At 42.8% G+C, this 19826-nt stretch carries 17 protein-coding genes; 12 read left to right on the top strand and 5 right to left on the bottom strand.

Going from position 1 to position 19826, the window contains the following annotated elements; genetic code table 11:
* Nucleotides 1-11 precede the first annotated feature (11 nt).
* Entirely contained in the window at nucleotides 12-1370 is a 1359-nt protein-coding gene (locus Q5866_RS07050) for a DUF4959 domain-containing protein (protein ID WP_292265889.1), read from the top strand.
* 3 nt (nucleotides 1371-1373) lie between these two features.
* A complete protein-coding gene (locus tag Q5866_RS07045) occupies nucleotides 1374-2876 on the top strand; it encodes a DUF4998 domain-containing protein (protein ID WP_292265892.1) in 1503 nt (500 codons plus the stop codon).
* Nucleotides 2877-2978: 102 nt separating this feature from the next.
* Here the strand turns inward: Q5866_RS07045 and Q5866_RS07040 are convergent, their stop codons facing one another.
* Nucleotides 2979-3851, bottom strand: coding sequence for an Rpn family recombination-promoting nuclease/putative transposase (locus tag Q5866_RS07040; RefSeq protein ID WP_292265895.1), 873 nt, complete (start codon nucleotides 3849-3851; stop codon nucleotides 2979-2981).
* A gap of 522 nt (nucleotides 3852-4373) precedes the next feature.
* Between Q5866_RS07040 and Q5866_RS07035 the strand changes: the two genes are divergently transcribed.
* Together Q5866_RS07035 and Q5866_RS07030 are read left to right on the top strand one after the other, a co-directional pair.
* Entirely contained in the window at nucleotides 4374-4871 is a 498-nt protein-coding gene (locus Q5866_RS07035) for a carboxypeptidase-like regulatory domain-containing protein (RefSeq protein WP_292265898.1), read from the top strand.
* A 33-nt stretch (nucleotides 4872-4904) separates the two neighbouring features.
* Nucleotides 4905-5126, top strand: coding sequence for a hypothetical protein (locus tag Q5866_RS07030; RefSeq protein ID WP_227216679.1), 222 nt, complete (start codon nucleotides 4905-4907; stop codon nucleotides 5124-5126).
* A gap of 91 nt (nucleotides 5127-5217) precedes the next feature.
* Here Q5866_RS07030 and Q5866_RS07025 read toward each other — a convergent pair whose 3' ends face one another.
* Complete coding sequence (locus Q5866_RS07025) at nucleotides 5218-6468, bottom strand: aminotransferase class I/II-fold pyridoxal phosphate-dependent enzyme (RefSeq protein WP_099293913.1); 1251 nt, start codon at nucleotides 6466-6468, stop codon at nucleotides 5218-5220.
* Nucleotides 6469-6816: 348 nt separating this feature from the next.
* Here Q5866_RS07025 and Q5866_RS07020 point away from each other — a divergent pair, with 348 nt between their 5' ends.
* From Q5866_RS07020 to pyrI, 5 genes are all read left to right on the top strand, one after another.
* Complete coding sequence (locus Q5866_RS07020) at nucleotides 6817-7629, top strand: outer membrane protein assembly factor BamD (protein ID WP_099293909.1); 813 nt, start codon at nucleotides 6817-6819, stop codon at nucleotides 7627-7629.
* A 30-nt stretch (nucleotides 7630-7659) separates the two neighbouring features.
* A complete protein-coding gene (locus Q5866_RS07015) occupies nucleotides 7660-8013 on the top strand; it encodes a DNA-directed RNA polymerase subunit omega (RefSeq protein WP_099293907.1) in 354 nt (117 codons plus the stop codon).
* 69 nt (nucleotides 8014-8082) lie between these two features.
* Nucleotides 8083-9291: a bifunctional phosphopantothenoylcysteine decarboxylase/phosphopantothenate--cysteine ligase CoaBC gene (coaBC, locus tag Q5866_RS07010; RefSeq protein ID WP_292265905.1), complete on the top strand. Its 1209-nt coding sequence runs from the start codon at nucleotides 8083-8085 to the stop codon at nucleotides 9289-9291.
* 376 nt (nucleotides 9292-9667) lie between these two features.
* Nucleotides 9668-10579, top strand: a complete 912-nt coding sequence (gene pyrB, locus Q5866_RS07005) for an aspartate carbamoyltransferase (protein ID WP_099293903.1) — start codon at nucleotides 9668-9670, stop codon at nucleotides 10577-10579.
* A gap of 17 nt (nucleotides 10580-10596) precedes the next feature.
* Entirely contained in the window at nucleotides 10597-11055 is a 459-nt protein-coding gene (pyrI, locus tag Q5866_RS07000) for an aspartate carbamoyltransferase regulatory subunit (RefSeq protein ID WP_099294725.1), read from the top strand.
* Between the two features lie 72 nt (nucleotides 11056-11127).
* Here pyrI and Q5866_RS06995 read toward each other — a convergent pair whose 3' ends face one another.
* The gene (locus Q5866_RS06995) at nucleotides 11128-11421 is read right to left on the bottom strand and encodes an HU family DNA-binding protein (RefSeq protein WP_099293902.1); all 294 of its coding nucleotides are present in this window, start codon (nucleotides 11419-11421) and stop codon (nucleotides 11128-11130) included.
* Nucleotides 11422-11760: 339 nt separating this feature from the next.
* Between Q5866_RS06995 and Q5866_RS06990 the strand changes: the two genes are divergently transcribed.
* Nucleotides 11761-12357, top strand: a complete 597-nt coding sequence (locus Q5866_RS06990) for a recombinase family protein (RefSeq protein WP_099293901.1) — start codon at nucleotides 11761-11763, stop codon at nucleotides 12355-12357.
* 63 nt (nucleotides 12358-12420) lie between these two features.
* On the opposite strand, the gene pruA is transcribed toward Q5866_RS06990, so the two are convergent.
* Entirely contained in the window at nucleotides 12421-14052 is a 1632-nt protein-coding gene (pruA, locus tag Q5866_RS06985) for an L-glutamate gamma-semialdehyde dehydrogenase (protein ID WP_186978458.1), read from the bottom strand.
* 189 nt (nucleotides 14053-14241) lie between these two features.
* Here pruA and Q5866_RS06980 point away from each other — a divergent pair, with 189 nt between their 5' ends.
* Nucleotides 14242-16188, top strand: a complete 1947-nt coding sequence (locus Q5866_RS06980; protein ID WP_292265915.1) for an ABC-F family ATP-binding cassette domain-containing protein — start codon at nucleotides 14242-14244, stop codon at nucleotides 16186-16188.
* 51 nt (nucleotides 16189-16239) lie between these two features.
* Entirely contained in the window at nucleotides 16240-16980 is a 741-nt protein-coding gene (gene rlmB / locus Q5866_RS06975; RefSeq protein ID WP_186978456.1) for a 23S rRNA (guanosine(2251)-2'-O)-methyltransferase RlmB, read from the top strand.
* A 4-nt stretch (nucleotides 16981-16984) separates the two neighbouring features.
* Here the strand turns inward: rlmB and Q5866_RS06970 are convergent, their stop codons facing one another.
* Nucleotides 16985-19720: a putative LPS assembly protein LptD gene (locus tag Q5866_RS06970; RefSeq protein WP_292265919.1), complete on the bottom strand. Its 2736-nt coding sequence runs from the start codon at nucleotides 19718-19720 to the stop codon at nucleotides 16985-16987.
* Between the last annotated feature and the right edge of the window lie 106 nt (nucleotides 19721-19826).

The raw sequence follows: 19826 nt of genomic DNA, 5'->3' as shown, positions 1-19826 counted from the left end.
AAAAGAAGACTATGAAACAGATATTATTTTTATTATTGTTTGTTTGGGCTTTGAGTGCTTGTCAAGATGACGATGTTTATTTTGATGTTTCTATGCCCGTGGAGGATATTTCCTTTACCCCGATGGCGGGTGGGGCTATCATGCATTATAAATTGCCTTCGAATGCTGATATCCTTTATGTCCACGTGCGTTATAAAGATGTTATGGGACAAGAGGTATTAGTATCTGGTAGTTATGCTTCCGATTCGTTAATCTTGGTGGGATTCAATAAAGCTGAAAAGAATGTACCGGCCCGAGTGACATTATGTAATTATGATGGTGTAGAATCAGCACCCGTGAATGTGACGTTTGATACGAAAGACTCCGGACCTTATGCATTGTTTGATTATTTGGATGTAAAAGCCGATTGGAATGGTTTCTCTGTGGTTTACGATATTCCAGAATCGGCAAATGGATTAGGACATGTGTTTTACGTGGGAGAGGATCCTATGACAAAACAACCGGATACGCTTTTAATGAGTACTTTTGTTTTGTCCAAGAAATGTGATACATTGAAATTTCAATTTCAACAAAGTCGGGAAGACTATGATATCGTAATCCGTACAGAAGATTTTCGTGGTTATATGGTGAGAGAAAAAGTATGGCCCAAGATAAAGCCTTATTTGATGGAAAAGTTGGAACCAGTAGATTTTGATTTTCTTGATCCGGTCGGTTTATCGAATGAGGCTCCTGAATTTAAATTGGGCAAACAATATTTGTTTGATGGTGATAAGAAAGGTGAAGCGGTATTAGGTATGATTGCGACAGATAAAAATTATTATACTTATTTGGCCGGTCCTAATTGTCTAGGTAAGCCTTTATTCATTCTTGATATGAAAGAATCTAAAAATCCAGTGGAATTACGTTTATATGCCATGTTGTTTGTAAGGACGTTCGCTGATAAAACTTTTGATGATGTTTATGGTGATATTTGGCGAATGAATTATGCAACAAAATTGCCTAGTAGTTTAACTCTTTACGGTTCAGATAATATGGATGACGATACTTCTTGGGAGGAGCTTGCTTCTTTCGAACAAGACAGGCAAATGGATGCGTCCAAACGTTGGTGTGAGCGTGCAAATGATGTCGGGTCATTTCAAGAATATAAGATTCAATCTCCAAGTGTTTTGAACTTGGCAGAACCTTGTTATTTGAGTTTGAAGTGTCCGGGAAGTGTTCCCGGTGAAGGAAGAAAAAAATACCGTTATCTGAAACTCGTGGTCAATGAAGTGTTTTATGCACCTCGTGGATTGTCTGAAACAATTGTAGGTAACCCGGAGAAATATGTGACATTGCATGAATTGGAGATTTATACTGAAAAAGAGGATTAAATTATGACAGTAAGAATATATACATGGTTACTTTTAGCATTGTCCGTTATGGTGGGATGCGAAAGTTTGGAAGATACTTATGCGGATCATGCGGGTGTGGTTCGCTATTTGGGAAAATGTCAGAATGTGTCGGTAACTCCCGGTTGGAATAGATTGATAGTGAAGTGGGAGAATCACGTGGATCCCGTGATCGAGAACATTAAAATAGAGTGGAAGCTGGACGAGGAGGTCAAGGAAGTGATATTGGAAAAAGGAACAACAGAGTATAGTATTTCTGACTTGGAAAATGCGGTTTACGAGGTATCTGTTTACTCGGTGGACAAAGATGGAAATTTGTCATTACCGGAAATAGAGCATGGGCGTCCTTATACCTCAGGACATGAAAGCATTCTCACTTTTACTAATCTACTGGAGAAGTATTTCTTTGTTGGCAATCGGTTACTGATTATCTTTACCGATTGGCAGAGTGGCGTGGAATCGGCGAGTTTACATTATTATTCAGGAGGAGAATTGATAACGAAAGTTTTGGATAAAGATTTTCTTGCTGCGAACAAGTGTTGGTTGGTACCCGATAAAATTGACTTTGATACTCCGGTCGTGTTGAAGCGTTCTGGTCGTTTGACTGGTTGCGACGATTTAATAGAATTTGCTCCCTACGAGTTGTCGCACAATAAAATGTTTACCACGGAGTTTCGGCAATTGTGTAAGAGGAATTATGGGGTAAACATGCTTACAGATGAATTTATAAATTCAGTGGAAGAGTTGCATTACGATTACAACGTGGGAACGTTCGAGGATATTCTGAATTTCCCAAACTTGAAGAAACTCGTGTTGGGTAAGAACCGTTATTTGGGGAATGAGTATTTGGATTTGTATAAATCGTCTAGTACGGTGACGGAACGGGAACGGAGTGAATTGGCCATTCGATTGGCTCACGAGGTTTTGGGAATAACTATCGACAGTTACAACGAGCATTATTTTCCGCGCGGGACGTTTGATTTTGTGAATTATTTGGGTAATACCTCTTTGCCAGAATTTTCTTTCTTGGATGCAGCGGATTGGACTTACGAGTCTACACCGTTGGATGGAGTGGAAGGGATCGAGGCTTTGTTCGATGATAAATCAACAGAGGGCTGGGTGAAAGCATTCTTTAGGAGCACAGGACTCACTTACGAATTGATTGTTGATATGCAAGAGGTGCAAGAGGTGAACGGATTGCAAATTTCGCAATTCTCGGTTGATCCTCAAAGTACGAACACTAAGACTCACTATATTGATTATCTTGCCAAGGAAATTACGATAGAGGTAGCGGAATATGAAAACGAATGGTTCACTCCTTTTGACATGGCGGAACAAGAGGTGGCTAACACGAGTGGTGAAACGACGATTTTCAAGTTCACGTCACCTCAACGTGTGCGCTATATGAAATTCAAGATGTCACAACAGCGATGTGGAATTAATAGTTTTTATTACGGGATCTCTTTGGGAAAAATACGTGTATTTTAAATAAGAACATATTTTATTGAAGTGTCCCCTAAAAGTTCTTTGTACAACTTTTAGGGGACACTTCATTTTAAGCACTTTTAAATATTTCAAGTTTGTTTGAAATTACAAAGCCTCGATTTCTTCCAAAGACAACCCGGTCACTTGGGCAATGGATTCCGTGGACATGCCGAGTACTTTCATATTGCGGGCTACTTTTCGTTCACCTTCTTTAATACCTTCTTTAATACCTTCCTTGATACCCTTTTTAATACCTTGAGCTAATCCTTGTTGCTCGGCGCTGTAAAATAATGTTTTTTCCGTGCTAATGGTATCCCAGAATTTTTCATAGCCAAGAAGTTGCGCGGGAGTAAATGCCGCTTCCTCGATAGCTTTGACAGCTTTGTTTACCTCTGGGTTGGATAATAAATCTTCAGGTACGAAAACGGTGTGTTCGTCAATTTCCGTGAGGTATCGTAGCCAGAGAGCCTGCATTTTCTTTTCGGTATAGGTGTGCGGTGTAAATTTGGGTAGTTCCACGAACACGAGTTGTAAGCCATTAATCACTTTGTTGGAATCCTTGTCATGCACGAGTTTGTAGTGATGATAATATTCCTTCATCTCCGGTTCGAAAATATCGTTCACGAGATTGAGTGAATAAACAGGTTGTAACAAGTGATAATTTTCCCCGTTGCCGATTTGTCGCACGTAGGCTTTCGAGGCGTTGAATAATACCCTGTACTTGAATTCCGGCGACCATATCATTTGCATCTCGACGATAAATTGCCTTCCCAACTTGTCTTTGCACCTCACGTCAACAATACTGTTTTTTTTCCATGGATTGTCGGGCACCATTTCAGTCGGCAAATACTCTATGTCCGTGATTTCTTCCCCGGGAGCGAGAGGAAGCAAGGCGTTGAGTAAACTCATTACCAAATCGGGATGTTCTCCAAATACCCGTTTGAATGTTAAGTCTGCTTTGGGGTTCAAGTATTTCATGGCGTCTTGTTATTTATTTGTTTTTCAATCAATACAAAATTAAGGATTTAAATTGAATCTTGCAATTATAGCTGGTATGGAATCAGGTATGTTTTTCGTTGAGAACGGGAAGAAAAGAGGGTGAGAATAGGAAGAGAACGGGCTACAACTCCAGAGATACTCTCGAGTACCACCCGACTAACACCGGATACGTCCATTGGAATACGATTTGTATAGTGATGGAGTTGTTCGGGTGAATCTTTATCATATCAAGATTTCTTCCCGTTTACGTGGAAAATTGGACGAGAAGCATGGATGATTTATTTTCTTTTTTTGTTTGCTTGTTTTTTTAGTAGATTTTTTTAATCTTGTGAAGATTACATGACTAACGAAGATACTTATGGAGAGTTGGGGGAAACAGACGTGTAGAATCTTGAAAGAGATTCAGAAACAAATTGCGGAGAGTACATCGTTTTCGTGTGCTGGTATCAAGCTGATTGCTTGGGTACTTATGTGAATGAAGAAATAAAGATACGATAACAGATGAATAATTGGGGATTGACACCAAAAGTTATAGGGATTGAACGCCACCGTTTGCAGACGGACGGGGAAGGGGTTTCCACGTTGGTGGCGTTTCATGGTTGCCCGTTGCGTTGTCGGTATTGTTTGAATCCGCAATCGCGGGATGAGGTTTGTGTGGGAGAGGAGGAGATTGTTGTCAAAGGTCGGGTGACGGATAGTGTGGGGAACCCGTTGGTGAGCGCGCGTATCGTGGAAAAGGGGACAACAAGGGGTACATGTAGTGACAAAGATGGGTGTTTTAAGTTACGGGTGTCGGGCAGGTTACCGATATGCATTTCGTACGTGGGATATGAAACGAAAGAGGTTTGGGTGCCGAAGTGTGGGTTTTCTGATTTGAGGGTTGTGTTGAATACTGAAGTCATAGCATTGAATGAAATTGAATCAGATAATTATTTGCGTGTCCATAAAAAGTATGTTTTAACAGGGGCGGTTGTTACCATGGGGGCATCGCCTTTATAAGCAGACGGAACGTTTCGGGTAGAAGGGCGTGTGGTGGATGAGAACGGAATCCCTTTGTTGGGTGTTGAAATCTATCGTAAACGGTGTAAAAAAGAAATCCACGTGTGTTATGTCAAGCATAAGGGAGAGTTTGAGTTTCCCTTGAAACGGCGTAGGCAGCTTTGGTTTGTTAAGGAGGGGTATTTGCCGCAGAAGGTGAAGGTCAAGAAGAAAAATGCCAAAGGTTTGCAGGTGGTGCTGAAAAGAGAAGAATGATTTTGCAGGTGAGTGGATATAAATTAACCCCGGAAGTTCGATAACGACTTCCGGGGTTAATTTGTTTTATTTTTACGGCTTTCGGTAAGTATTATAGCGCATTGGCATCAACCACCACGTCTTTGCTGTATTCTCCGTTAGCTAATTTTTGAGCCACGTTCTTGAACGCTTTCACCGTGTAGTCCACGTCTTCCAGCGTGTGCATAGCGGTCGGAATCAGGCGGAGTAACAATTGTCCTTTCGGGATTACGGGGTAAACCACGATAGAGCAGAACAAGTTGTAATTCTCACGTAAATCCATAGCCACTTGGGTACCCTCGGCAACGCTACCGGACAGGTAAACGGGGGTTACAGGTGAATTGGTAACACCGATGTTCAGTCCGTCTGCTTTCAAGCCGGCTTGCAAGGCACGAACGATAGTCCATAATTTTTCACGTAACTCCGGACGGGTTCTCAATAATTCCAATCGCTTGATCGCACCTTCAACCATCGGCATCGGGAGTGACTTGGCGAAAGTCTGAGAACGCATATTGTATCTTAAATACATACAGATGTCTTCATCGCAAGCGATAAATGCTCCGATACCTGCCATCGCTTTGGCGAAAGTGGCGAAATAAAGATCGATTCCGTCCATTACCCCGAAATGGTCGCCCGTTCCGGCTCCATTGGGCCCCATGGTTCCGAAACCGTGAGCATCATCCACGAGTAAACGGAAGTTAAAGTCTTTCTTCATGGCGACGATTTCGTCCAATTTACCGAGGTCACCGGCCATACCGAATAGACCTTCGGTCACAACCAAGATACCGCCACCGGTGTTCTCAACCCATTTGGTTGCTCTTTCCAGTTGTTTGCGGAGGCTATCCATGTCATTGTGCTGGTACACGTATCTTTTCGCGGGAGATAAGCGAAGACCGTCCATGATACAAGCGTGGTCTTCCGCGTCATACACGATGCAATCGTGACGGCTGGTCATGGCGTCGATGATTGACACCATTCCTTGATAACCGAAGTTCAGCAAAAATGCATCCGGTTTGCCGACAAATTCGGCTAACTGTGATTCCAGATACTCGTGACGAGAAGTCTGTCCGCTCATCATACGGGCACCCATCGGGTATGCCATTCCGTATTTAGCAGCGGCTTCAGCATCTGCTTTCCGAACTTCCGGGTCGTTAGCAAGACCGATATAATTGTTCAAACTCCAGTTTAATACTTCCTTACCGCGGAATTTCATGCGAGGACCTATTTCGCCCTCTAATTTCGGGAAAGAGAAATAGCCATGAGCTTGTTTGGCATATTGACCAATGTTTCCCTTCTGTTTTCTTACTCTTTCAAAAATGTCCACTTTGATAATATTTTGAAATTCTTAATTTTGTATTTCTAATATGGAAACAAAGGTAACTAAAAAAATGTATTCCGAATAGGTTCTGCCGAAAAGTTGTGGGGCAGGGAAACGAAATACGCTTAAATACTTAGTCTTTTTTCGCCGGTGGCGAAAGTTACTAGTTGCAGGTTACAGGTTACAAGTTTTTTAGTCGAAAATTTATTGATTTTAGATTTACGATTTATGGTTCTTCGACTTACTCCTCGCTCGTTTGTTTTATCCAATCTGAAATCGTCAATCATAAATCTGAAATTATTTTGTAGTTTGATTTTATTCATATATCTTTGCCTGATGCAAAAAAGGCACTTTATGATGAAGAATTTTATAGGATTTCTGCTTGTAATATTTTTGATGAGTTCATGTGGTGAATACCAGAAACTTCTGAAGAGCGGTGACAATCAACAGATTTATAAAAAAGCTGTGGAGTACTATAACAACGGGGATTACACGAAAGCGTCCAACTTGTTTGACGCTGTTCGCTTGGCTTTCCGAGGAAACACGAGGGGGCAAAGTGTGGCCTATTACCGGGCGTTCTGTAGTTTCAACCAGAAAGATTATGAAGTTGCTGCCGAGTTGTTCAAAAATTTCGTGTCACAATACCCGGAAAGTTCTTATGCTGAAGAATGTCTTTACATGATCGGGTATTGTAATTACAAGGCATCCCCGAAAGCCCGTCTGGATCAAACGGTGACTCAAAGTGCTATCGAGAGTTTCAATTTGTATTTAAGCCGTTACCCCAACAGTACCCGTAAGGAACAGATTAACGCGTATATGGATGAAATGCGGGATAAATTGTCATATAAAGATTATCTAAGTGCCCGGAATTATTACTTGAGAGAAAGATATAAAGCTGCCGTGGTGAGCTTGGAAAACTGTTTGAGAGATTATCCCGGTTCCAAATACCGTGAGGAAATCATGTACATGTTGTTCAATTCCAAGTACGAGATGGCTGTAAATAGTGTCGAAGACAAGAAATACGAGCGTTACAACGCGGCGAAAGAGGAGTACTATTATTTCGAAGAGGAATACCCGGAAAGCCGCTATGCCAAAGAGATGGCTAAGAAGTACGAGGATATCAACGAGTTCTTGAAAACGTATGATATCAATGAAGAGGATGATTAACCAGATAAAATAATAATATTCAAATTAACCATGGTAGATTTTAAGAAAGTTAAAGCGCCGAATAATACTATTACTCGCAATCCGGCTGTATTGGCTAGTAAAGCTGATAATATTTACGAGGCTGTTGCGGTAATCGGTAAGAGAGCTAATCAGATTTCGGTTGAAATGAAAGAGGAGTTAAGCAGGAAACTTCAAGAGTTTGCCTCTTACGCGGATAATTTGGAGGAGATATTTGAAAATCGGGAGCAGATAGAGATTTCCAAATATTACGAGCGTTTACCTAAACCGGTATTAATTGCTACTCAAGAGTTCGAGGACGGGGATATCTATTTCCGTGCATCGTCCAAGGACAAGGTTGAGGCAAATAGTGCGGGAGAGGAATAGTTCGATTTTTAAAAGAATAATATACCTGAAAGTGATCCGCTTTCAGGTATTTTTAGTTTTGAACGCGTTATGCTAAAAGGGAAACATATTATACTGGGAATTACGGGTAGTATCGCGGCTTACAAGGCTGCAACGCTGACTCGTTTGCTCGTGAAAGAAGGGGCTACCGTGAAAGTGGTCATGACACCGTTGGCGAAAGAGTTCATCACCCCCTTGACGATGGCCACGTTGTCCAAAAGTCCGATTATGGTCGATTTTTATAATCCGGAAAACGGGGATTGGAACTCTCACGTTGATTTGGGATTGTGGGCGGATCTTTATTTGGTGGCGCCCGCCTCGGCTAACACGATCGGGAAAATGGCGAACGGGATAGCCGACAATCTGCTGCTGACGACTTATCTTTCCGCCAAATGTACGGTGATGGTTGCCCCGGCAATGGATTTGGATATGTATCGTCATCCGGCGACGCAACGAAATCTGGAGATATTAAGGTCATTCGGGAATATTATTATTGAACCGGAAAGTGGAGAACTTGCCAGTGGATTGATCGGGAAGGGAAGAATGGAAGAGCCGGAACAAATTGTCGAATTTTTGAAAAGGCATTTTGAACGGCAGGAAGATTTCAAGGGAAAGAAAGTGTTGATCACGGCGGGACCTACTTATGAAAAAATTGATCCGGTTCGTTTTATCGGGAATTATTCTTCCGGTAAGATGGGAATAGCTTTGGCGGAAGAGTTAGCGGGACGCGGGGCAGAGGTATTGCTTGTTTGTGGTCCCGTGAATCAGAAGACAAGTCACCCTGCTATCCGTCGGGTGGATGTGGAGTCCGCTTCACAAATGTGTGAGGTTGCCGTGAAGGAATTTCCCGGTTGTGATTTGGCTATATTAAGCGCGGCGGTAGCTGATTTTACCCCGAAAGAGAAGGCAAATTGCAAGATAAAACGGGAAAAGGAAGATTTGCTACTGGAGTTGATGCCGACTCAAGACATTGCGGCAGAGTTGGGACAGATGAAAAAGGATTCGCAATTGCTGGTGGGATTCGCGTTGGAGACGAATGACGAAGAGAGTAACGCGCGTTCTAAAATGCAGCGGAAGAATTTGGATATGATCGTGCTGAATAGCTTGAATGATAAAGGGGCCGGTTTCGGTGGTGATACCAATAAGGTTACAATCATGCACCGGGAGGGAGAAAAGAACGTCTACGAGTTGAAGACGAAAGTGGAAGTGGCAAAGGATATCGCGGATCAAATAGCTGCAAGATATTTGATGGGTTCATAAAGTTGAGCTTTCAGCTCTTAAAGTTTATAAGGTAACGGGAGTCCTTCGGACGAGTTCATAGACTTTGTGAACTTTATAAACTTTATAAACCTTTGACTGAAAGGGCAAATACTTTTGCCCTTTTCGATGGGTGAAATATTTTGAAAAATAAAAATGAAAATCACTTTGTTCGGATAGAAATTATATCTAATTTTGTATTCCGATATGAAGATAGAACATCAAAATATTCGGCAAAGATTGTTATTATGCCTACAGTTCAGGCAAAAACATGATCGTTGCTGTTTTAAGATACAGAAAACCAACATTGTCGTTAGTTGACAACGTTGGTTTTTTTTTATATGGATGAGAAAGAACATAAACACTTAAATGTAGCAATATGAATAAACGTAGCTTAGTATCCATTACCGACTACTCGAAAGAGGACATTCTGGAAGTATTGAAAATCGCTTCTGAATTTGAGAAAAACCCGAATCGCAATTTGTTGGAAGGGAAGGTAGTAGCATCATTGTTTTTTGAACCGTCTACCCGTACGCGATTAAGTTTTGAAACGGCCATCAGTAGAATGGGAGGCCGCATCGTGGGATTTTCCGATGCATCGTCTTCCAGTACAACGAAAGGAGAATCTTTGAAAGATACGACCAAGATGGTGGATAACTACTGCGATCTGATCGTGATGCGCCACCCGTTGGAGGGAGCTGCCCGTTTCGCGAGTGAAGTTGCCAACGTGCCGGTGATCAATGCCGGTGACGGGGCCAACCAACACCCGACGCAGACGATGTTGGACTTGTACTCGATCTACAAGACACAAGGTACGCTTGAAAACTTGAATATATTCATGGTGGGTGACTTGAAGTACGGGCGTACGGTTCACTCTTTGCTACAAGCCATGAGTCACTTTAACCCCACTTTCCACTTTATTTCACCGAAAGAGTTGGAAATGCCTCAAGCTTACAAGTTGTTCCTCGACAAATTGCACATTCCTTATTACGAGCATTCGGAATTGGATGACGTGATTAATGATGCGGATATTCTCTACATGACTCGGGTGCAACGCGAGCGTTTCGCTGACCCGTTGGAATATGAGAAAGTGAAAAACGTGTATATACTGAAGAATTCCATGTTGGCAGGCACGAAAGACACGATGCGTATTCTCCACCCGCTACCCCGTGTGAACGAGATTGACGAGGATGTGGACGACAACAAGAAAGCATACTATTTCCAACAGGCTCTGAACGGCGTGTTTACCCGTCAGGCAATTATTTTCAAGGCATTAGATTTAAAATGGTAATTAAAGAAGAAAAAGATATGGCAGCAAAAAAAGAATTACAGGTGAGCGCCGTGGAAAACGGTACGGTAATAGACCACATTCCTGCTGGTAAATTGTTTGACGTGATCAACGTGTTGGGGATCCAAGATCTGGAGAACACGGTTACTTTCGGGTATAACCTTGTTAGTAGTAAGCTGGAGAAAAAAGCGATTATCAAAATCTGGGATAAATTCTTGAAGGATGATGAGGTGAATAAATTGGCTTTGGTTGCTCCTACTGCCAAAATCAATATTATCCGGGATTTTGAAGTAGCAGAAAAGAAAGCGGTGATGGTACCGGAGCACGTGGAAGGTATTGCTAAATGCGTGAACCCGAAATGTATCACGAACAACCAAAAGGTACGCACGAAATTTGATGTGGTAGGTAGTTCTCCGATCGTTTTGAAATGTCATTATTGCGAGAAATTGACCGATCAAGAGCATATTGTGATTATCTAAGATAGACACTCGAAATTGAAAATGAGGCTGACCGCTTGCCGGAAAGCCTCATTTTGTTTTTATCAGACAGGATTATTCCTTCTTGACCGATTTTTCTTTTTGTTTTATTTTCACGGACTTGCTGGCTGTAAATTTGATGTAATCGTAGGGTAAATAGGTTTCTACTTTGTTCGTTGCCAGATTGAAACGTTCTCTTTTCTTTTGCTGCTTCACGCTTAAGGTTCCGAAATCTTGAATAGTTATCTTTTCTCCAGCTTCTAAAGATTCCAAAATGCAAGAGATGAAAGTGTTGATAACAAGAGTAGAAACTACTTGGCTTTGCCCGCATTTCTCGGCAACTCTTTTGGCTAATTCTCTTTTGTTCATAATTAATTCTTGCGTGGTATTTGAGTTTATATTTTAATTTTGAATGATTTAACGCTATTTTGGCAATAATCTGTCAAAATATTCGTTCATTTGCACAGACAAATATACCAATTTTTGAAAAAACTGAGTCAATCGTTACTAAAAATATTACGTATAAGTCGTTAGATTGTAAATTCAAATAGCTAAAATACCTGTTATCCACGCTAAAATGGGTGTCCAATTAAACGAACGTTTTTATTGACAACTGTATTGCTGTGTATTTGATGATTATGACTTTGTAGTTATAAAATTGCGACCCTTTGTCTGAAGGTTCATATTTTATTTTTTAAAGTTTTGATTATGATAATAGGTTATTTGCGGGTCAGCACGGGGAAGCAACATATTGAAAACCAAAAAGAAGAAATTCAGAAATTCGCGGCCCGAAGGAATTTGAAAATTGATAAATGGGTAACAGAAGTTGTTAGCGGTAAAAAGAATGAACACGATCGTAAGCTTGGAAAACTATTGAAAAGTTTAAGGAAGGGAGATGTGTTAATTGTGACGGAATTGTCCCGTCTAAGTAGGACTTTGTTGAATATCATGTCTATCCTGCACCGTTGTTTGGAAAAAGAGATTATCATTTATAGTACGAAAGATGGCTACGCTTTTGATAATAGTATAAACAGCAAGGTGCTGGCATTTGCGTTTGCGCTAGTGGCAGAGATCGAGCATAATTTGATTTCTATGAGAACGAAAGAAGCGCTGGCGCATCGGAAGTCGGAAGGTGTTCGCTTGGGACGTCCCCTTGGGGCTATAAAGCAGCAGGTTATATTGGAGAACAGAGAAGAGATACATCGCTTGTTGAAGAGTGGAGTTTCGGTTTCGGCTATCTGCCGGATGTATAATGTATCGCGGGAAACATTCTATACCGTGAATCGGAAACATCCGTTGATATAATAAAAAGGCTGCCAAAAAAGTGAATTGGCAGCCTCGTTTTGTTTTACAAACGTGTAAACTTTATTACTCTTCCAAGAAGTTAGGATACATATAATTTGTTGCCGGTACAAATGTTTCTTTAATCGCTTGCGGGGAAACCCAACGCAATAAATTAAAGATTGTACCTGCTTTATCGTTTGTTCCGGATGCACGTCCGCCACCGAAGGGTTGTTGGTCAACAACCGCACCTGTCGGTTTGTCGTTGATGTAAAAGTTCCCGGCGGTATGTGTCAGACGCTCTGTCATTCGCTCGATATTAGTCCGGTCTTTTGAGAAAATAGCCCCGGTAAGAGCGTAAGTGGAAGTTTTATCCAGAATATCCAGTGTTTCATCCACTTTCTCCGGATCGTAAACATATGTCGTGAGAATCGGGCCGAACAGTTCCTCGCGCATAGTGATATAATCCGGTTTAAACGCTTGGATTACGGTCGGTTGTATGAAATATCCCGCGCTCATATCATAATGACCGCCGGCAATAACTTCGGCATCAGACGATTTGTTTGCTTCGTCAATAGCGTTGGCTAATTTAACGAAAGAAGCCTCGTCAATAACAGCGTTCACGAAATTCGTGAAATCTTCGACACCGCCTACTTTGATAGCAGCCAAGTCTTTTTGCACGTAGCTTTCGACTTCCGGCCAGATATTTGAAGGTATGTATGCACGCGAAGCGGCAGAACATTTTTGTCCTTGATACTCGAAGGCTCCCCGTACGATAGCGGTAGCTACTTCTCTCGGGCAAGCTGTCGGGTCAGCGAAGATATAATCTTTACCTCCGGTTTCACCAACGATTCTCGGGTAACTCCGGTATTTGTCGATATTCTTCACGATGGTAGCCCAAATGTCGTTGAATACTTGGGTGGAACCGGTGAAATGAATACCTGCAAATTCTCTATGTGAGAATATCACTTCGGAAGCCGTAGGCCCGGAACAGTACACTAGATTGATTACACCGTCGGGTAAGCCTGCTTCTTTCAGGATTTCCATGATCAAGTGAGCGGAATAAACCGCGGTCTTCGAGGGTTTCCACACGCAAACATTACCCATAAGAGCAGGTGCTCCCGGAAGGTTTCCGGCGATAGAGGTAAAGTTGAACGGGGTTAATGCAAAGATAAATCCTTCCAGCGGACGCCAAACCGTACGATTCCAGATTCCGGGGGCAGAATTCGGTTGCATGTGATATATTTCATACATATTCTTCACGTTGAAACGGAAGAAGTCGGCTAACTCGGCGACAGCATCAATCTCGGCTTGAAAAGCATTCTTGGATTGTCCTAACATAGTCACGGCGTTCATTCGTTGACGGTAGGGACCCGATAATAAATCGGCTGCTTTCAAGAAAATTGCGGCACGGCTCTCCCAGCTCATTTTTTCCCATTCCGGTTTTGCCTTTAACGCAGCGTCAATAGCCATTTGCACGTGGCTCGCGTCACCTTGGTGGTAGTGTCCCAGCAAATGATGGTGATCGTGCGGCGGACGGATATCCATTAATTTATCGGTGCGGACTTCTTTGCCCCCGATGATCATTGGAATATCCACAACTGTAGCACGCAAAGCATTAAGTTGTGACTTCAACTCTTTTCTTTCCGGAGAACCCGGCGCGTAGCTCTTGATGGGTTCATTGGTAATGTTAGGTAATTTGAATACTCCTTTGGACATATTTTATTCTTTTTTGTAGTTAGTATTTTTCAAGATTTCCCAAATATACAAAAATATTTTAAGGATAAAACATGACATATGTTAGTTTTCGCATTTTTAAATGTAAATTTAGTTGTTTCGTGCAACAAAATAAGTTTCGTATATTTGCATCCGTTAAATACGGAAGGTTTCAATTTTCAAGTTATTGTAATGATTTCAATTAATAATGTAAGTGTTTTATTCGGGGATTATGCGTTGTTGGATTCCATCTCGTTTCTGGTAAACAAAAGGGACAGGATAGGTCTGACCGGACGTAACGGGGCGGGCAAGTCTACTTTGTTGAAAATTCTTGCCGGGGTGCAGGAACCGTCCGAAGGAAGTGTGTCGATGCCCTCCGGTTTGAAGGTCGGTTATTTGCCCCAGACGAAAGTGTATGCGGAAGGGAAAACCGTGCGGGAAGAGGCGGGGACGGCTTTCAATGACGTGTTGGGATTGCAACGGGAAGTGGAGAGATTGCATGCCGAATTGGCGGAAAGGACAGATTACGAATCCGACAGTTACATGTCTTTAATTGATAAATTGAACGAGAAAACCGAGATGTTGCATATGCGGGGAGCCGATAATATGAACGGAGAGGTTGAGGTTGTGTTGAAAGGATTGGGATTTCGTCAAGAAGATATGGATCGTCGTTGTGAAGAATTCAGTGGCGGGTGGCGTATGCGTATCGAGTTGGCGAAGATATTATTGGCACGTCCGGATGTCTTTTTATTGGACGAGCCGACGAACCACTTGGATATAGAATCCATTTCATGGTTGGAATCATTCTTGCAGGGATACCCGGGGGCGGTAGTGCTTGTTTCGCACGACCGGGCTTTTTTGGATAATATCACGAGCCGTACTGTCGAAATATCTTTGAGTAAGATATACGATTATAAAGTATCTTACACGAAATTTACCGAATTGCGCAAGGAGCGGATCGAGCAGCAATTGCGTGCTTACGAGAATCAACAGAAACAGATTAAAGATACGGAAGACTTTATAGAGCGTTTCCGCTACAAGGCGACGAAAGCGGTACAAGTGCAATCGCGCATCAAACAACTGGAAAAGATAGAGCGGATTGAAGTGGAACAGGAGGATTCCGCGCGAATTAACGTGCGTTTCCAACCGGCTGTACGTTCGGGTGATGTGGTGGTGAGCGGTCGTGATTTGACGAAAGCTTATGGCAATCACGTGGTATTGCAGGAAGTGAATTTGGACGTGTTGAGAGGGGAGAAAGTGGCTTTCGTGGGAAGGAACGGAGAGGGAAAAACCACTTTGGTGAAAATGATAATGGAGCAGATTCCTTACGAGGGGACGCTAAAGATCGGACATAACGTGAATATCGGGTACTTTGCGCAGAATCAGGCGGATTTACTTGATCCCTCATTGAGTGTACTCGACACCGTGGATCAAGTGGCAGTCGGGGATATACGGAAAAAGATACGGGATATTCTGGGGGCTTTTTTGTTCTCGGGAGAGGATGTTGACAAGAAAGTGAAAGTGCTTTCCGGGGGAGAACGAACCCGGCTTGCTATGGTACGCCTGCTGTTGGAACCCTACAATGTGCTGATTCTCGACGAGCCGACGAACCATTTGGATATGCGCACGAAAGACATTTTGAAAGATGCCTTGAAGAAATTCGAAGGTACCGTTATCGTCGTGTCGCATGACCGTGATTTCCTGATTGGGTTGGCTGATAAAGTGTATGAATTCACGAATAAGAATATAAAGGAGTATTTGGGTGGGGTGACTCACTTCTTGGAAGCGAAAAAGTTAGAGTGTTTCCGGGAGTATGAACAGATGCATCCCCGGAAAGTGCAGGCGGAAGAGAACGTGGCGGAAGAACCCGTTTCCGAGAATAAAGCTGCTTTCGAGGAACGTAAACAGTGGAATAAGGAAATCAAACGTTCGGAGGTGAAAATTGAAAAATCGGAGTTGGAGATTGCCGATTTGGAACAAGCGATAGTGGATGCCGAGGGAAAAATGGCAACAGGGACGATTAGCGATGAGCTACTGAAGACGTATGATGAAGCGAAAAAACGCTTGGAAGCGTGTATGAGAGAGTGGGAAGAAGAGAACGAACGCTTGGAGATGCTGAAATCGAAGGTCGGGAATTAATCGGCAATCGTCAAATCACGGAATTATTAAATTGTAAATTGAATAGGTAAGATGGCAAAGTTTAAACAAGAATGTATTTTCGGAATCCGTGCCGTACAGGAGGCGATACTGGATGAAAAAGAGATTGATAAAGTAATGTTCAGACAAGGGATAAAGGGTGATTTATTCCAACAGTTGTTCGCATTGGTGCGTGAACGTCAGATTCCGTTCCAGTATGTTCCGGAAGAAGTATTTAAACCGTTTGCCGGACGCAACCATCAAGGGGTGTTGGCTGAGGTTTCCCCGATACCTTATCAAGATATCGATGAGGTAATCGGTAGCGTGGTTGCGGCAGGAAAGACCCCGTTCGTTTTGGTGTTGGACAGAATCACGGACGTGCGCAATTTGGGCGGAATTGCTCGTACGGCGGAATGTGCCGGGGTGGATGCGATTCTGATTCCCAACAAAAATTCAGCGAAAATATCATCCGATGCCATCAAGACATCAGCGGGAGCGTTGTATCATTTACCGGTGTGTCGGGAGAAGAACCTGAAGAAAACAATCCGGGAATTGAAACGGAGGGGATTGACCGTGTTTGCCGCCACAGAGAAAGCCGATAAGTTCTACACCGAGGCAAACATGAAAGACGGATGCCTGCTTATCATGGGATCGGAGGATACCGGTATAGATGAAGAGTTGTTGGCTTTGGCGGACGAACGTATCAAGATACCCCAACTCGGTAAAATCGAATCGCTGAATGTTTCCGCTGCCGCGGCTATATTGATGTACGAAGCCGTACGACAGAGGTCGTAATTTATTATCGATTGTATAACCTTGAGTCGGTAAAGGATTCCCGTTTGGTCAGTTTCAAGTCTCTCAACATGGAAGAACGCACGTGTATCTCGAAGTTGTAGGACTGGTGCTGACCGAACGGCATACAATTGAATACCATTTCCCAACAATGCAAGTCCCGCGTGATACTGAAACTTGTTGAGGTAACTTCATTGGCTTTGAAATCATATCCCGATTGGAAAGATATTTTCCATTTCGGTGTCAACGAGAGATCTCCGTTGATACTTAAAATTTGTCGAATATCTCCTTTTCCCTTGGGGGAGGCCGAAGAGTAAGTTTTGGTATAATTCAGGTTGTACCCCAGACTCAGGTTCCAAGGAACATCAAAATCCATATAGTCATCGTAATAACCGCCCACCATTTCGTTTTTCTTCTCTTTGTTTTTTCCGTTGTCACCCGATAGACTAAAGTTACTGGATATGGTAGCATTTGTCAATCGCCCGATTCCACCGTGGTATTTATTGATTTTACGTCCGTTCCCATCGACAGCGTAAGGATCCAACGTTCCGGAGAAGTTCAAATCGACCTTATTGTTGAATACTTTGGTACGGGCGCTTAAACCGATAGTGGAAAATCTCATGCTATCCGCAAAAGGATTGTAAGAAACCCTTATCTGGAAACTCTCCAGTAGTTTTACTTTTTTGAATTGCTCATCCCCGGTCGTGTCATTATCGTTACGGACTTTCATCTCGACATTGTTGTCCAAGCTGAAACTGATGCTTCCCGATTGTGTGCCGATAGTCGTCTTTGGGGTATAAGGCAATCCCTCGTGAATAGCGTATTCGACGTATTTTTCCCCGTCAAAATATTCCTTCGTGTATTTGCCCAAAGGCTTTAACGCGGGCGTGTAGGACGCCGAGAAAGACGGGCGTATCATGTGACGGATAGCGGCAACCTTACTGCCCGGTTTGAACAAGAACATACCGTAAATGGTCGGCGTGTAGCCAATGGAGGCACTTGCCGAATAGTCATGCGAATAGTTTATACCCGGTATGACTCTTTTGACAACTTGTCCCCCGGCACGGCTGGTATCCGGTATCCATATTTTCTCGAAAGTCTTCGTGTTGAGGTACCCGTTATAGTTTAGAGAAGGGGTAAATGTCACGTCTTTCGCTATTTTGAAAGACAAGCTCAGCGGGATATTGTGCTTGAATCCGTTATCCCAATCTCTTTCAAAAGACGATTTGAACAGTTTGTTTTCTTTTGTCTGGATATTGTTTCTTAGCTCTGCCGAATAGGAGATACCGATATTATCGTACCATTTCATTTCTCCCACCTTGTCTTTTTTACGGAAAGGATAGATTTGTGTCATGCGCAAGCTGATGTTTGGTAGCGTGAGGGAGATAGAGGTGTCCCGACTGTTCTGGCTGTGGCTGAGTGAGCCGCTTAAACTGAAAGGACTTTCCGGCCATTTCTTGCTCCAAGATATACTGGATTGCTTCCGTTGATTGGCAATATCATTTATATTGTTTCCGTTATAGTAATTATTGCTCGCGGAAGACATATCCACCGATGCCGAGAAAGAACTGTAAGGGTTGGCTTTACCGTCTTGCGAGTGAGTCCAGCGGACAGACCAGTCGGAAGATTCCTGATAGTCGGGCAGCCCTTTCTCGCTCACGTGGTTCTTGCTCATCGTGGCGTTGAATTGCCCGTTGTATTTATATCTTTTTCTATACGTGGTGGCATATTGCAATCCCCATGAACCGTTGGTATATATGTCCCCCGTGAGAGTCATATCAATATAGTCATTGATATAGAGGTAATATCCACCACCCCGGAGGTTGAAACCTCTCATTCGTTCCTCCCCGTATGTCGGCATGATGATACCTGACGTTCCCTTGTTCGTGATCGGGAAGAAACCGAACGGGATAAACAGGGGCAGGGGAACATCTTCGAGTTCCAAGTAGGTAAAGCCCACGAAGATTCTTTTGTCTTTAATCATTTTCGCCCGGCTCATCCGAAGACGGAAGTGAGGATGGTCATGATTGTCACACGTGGTATATGAACCGTGTACCACGCAATACACCGAGTCGCTCATCTTTTTCGTGGTTTGTCCCTGTACGTATCCTTCGCCTTCTTGCGTGATGATTTCTGTAATAAGTCCTTTTTTCGAATCAAAATTATATCTCAACTCTTTCCCCTCGAATTCTTGCGCCCCGTCTTTGAATTTCGGGGTACCTGTAAGTTCTCCGACGGAATCGGGAACCCCGGTAGCGTATGCTTCTTTCTTTTCCATATCCAGTACGATATAATCAGCCTTCAGTTCGCTCGTGAGGTATTTCACAAACCCGTTACCGTACAAGTAAACTTTCTTGCCGTTGATGGAAAATTTCACGGAGTCGTCTGCGTTATAAGTGATTAAATCATTAAATAACGGTTTTGAAACCGTGGAGTCGTTCCGGATCGTGTCAATTGCCATACCTGTTGAATCATACACGATACGAATGCTGTCGCCCGGTTGCCCGGACGTGTCGCGGGCGAGGACGGGAAGTCTTTTGGGAGTCGGAATCGTGGTATCGAGATTGATGACAGGCCACTGATCTCTGACTTCTTTCGTGGTGTCACTGACAAATACATCAATTCCGTCTCCGAAAAGAAGCTCGGATGCAACACCGTTGGATGATAGTATTATCGGCAGGGCGATCATCGTTAAAATGATACATTTCTTAATAAAAAGCCCTGTATATAATCTAATTTGCAATTTAATATATTATTTTTGTGACTAATATTGCATGACGCATATAGCATTTTTGCTTTGCAAATGTAAGAAATAATGGTTGTTAATGGTCATGATTCTTTTTAAAAAG

It is taken from the genome of uncultured Butyricimonas sp., from assembly GCF_959596855.1.
GTDB classification, from domain to species: Bacteria; Bacteroidota; Bacteroidia; order Bacteroidales; family Marinifilaceae; genus Butyricimonas; species Butyricimonas muris.
This window is presented reverse-complemented; position numbering and strand designations above follow the sequence as displayed.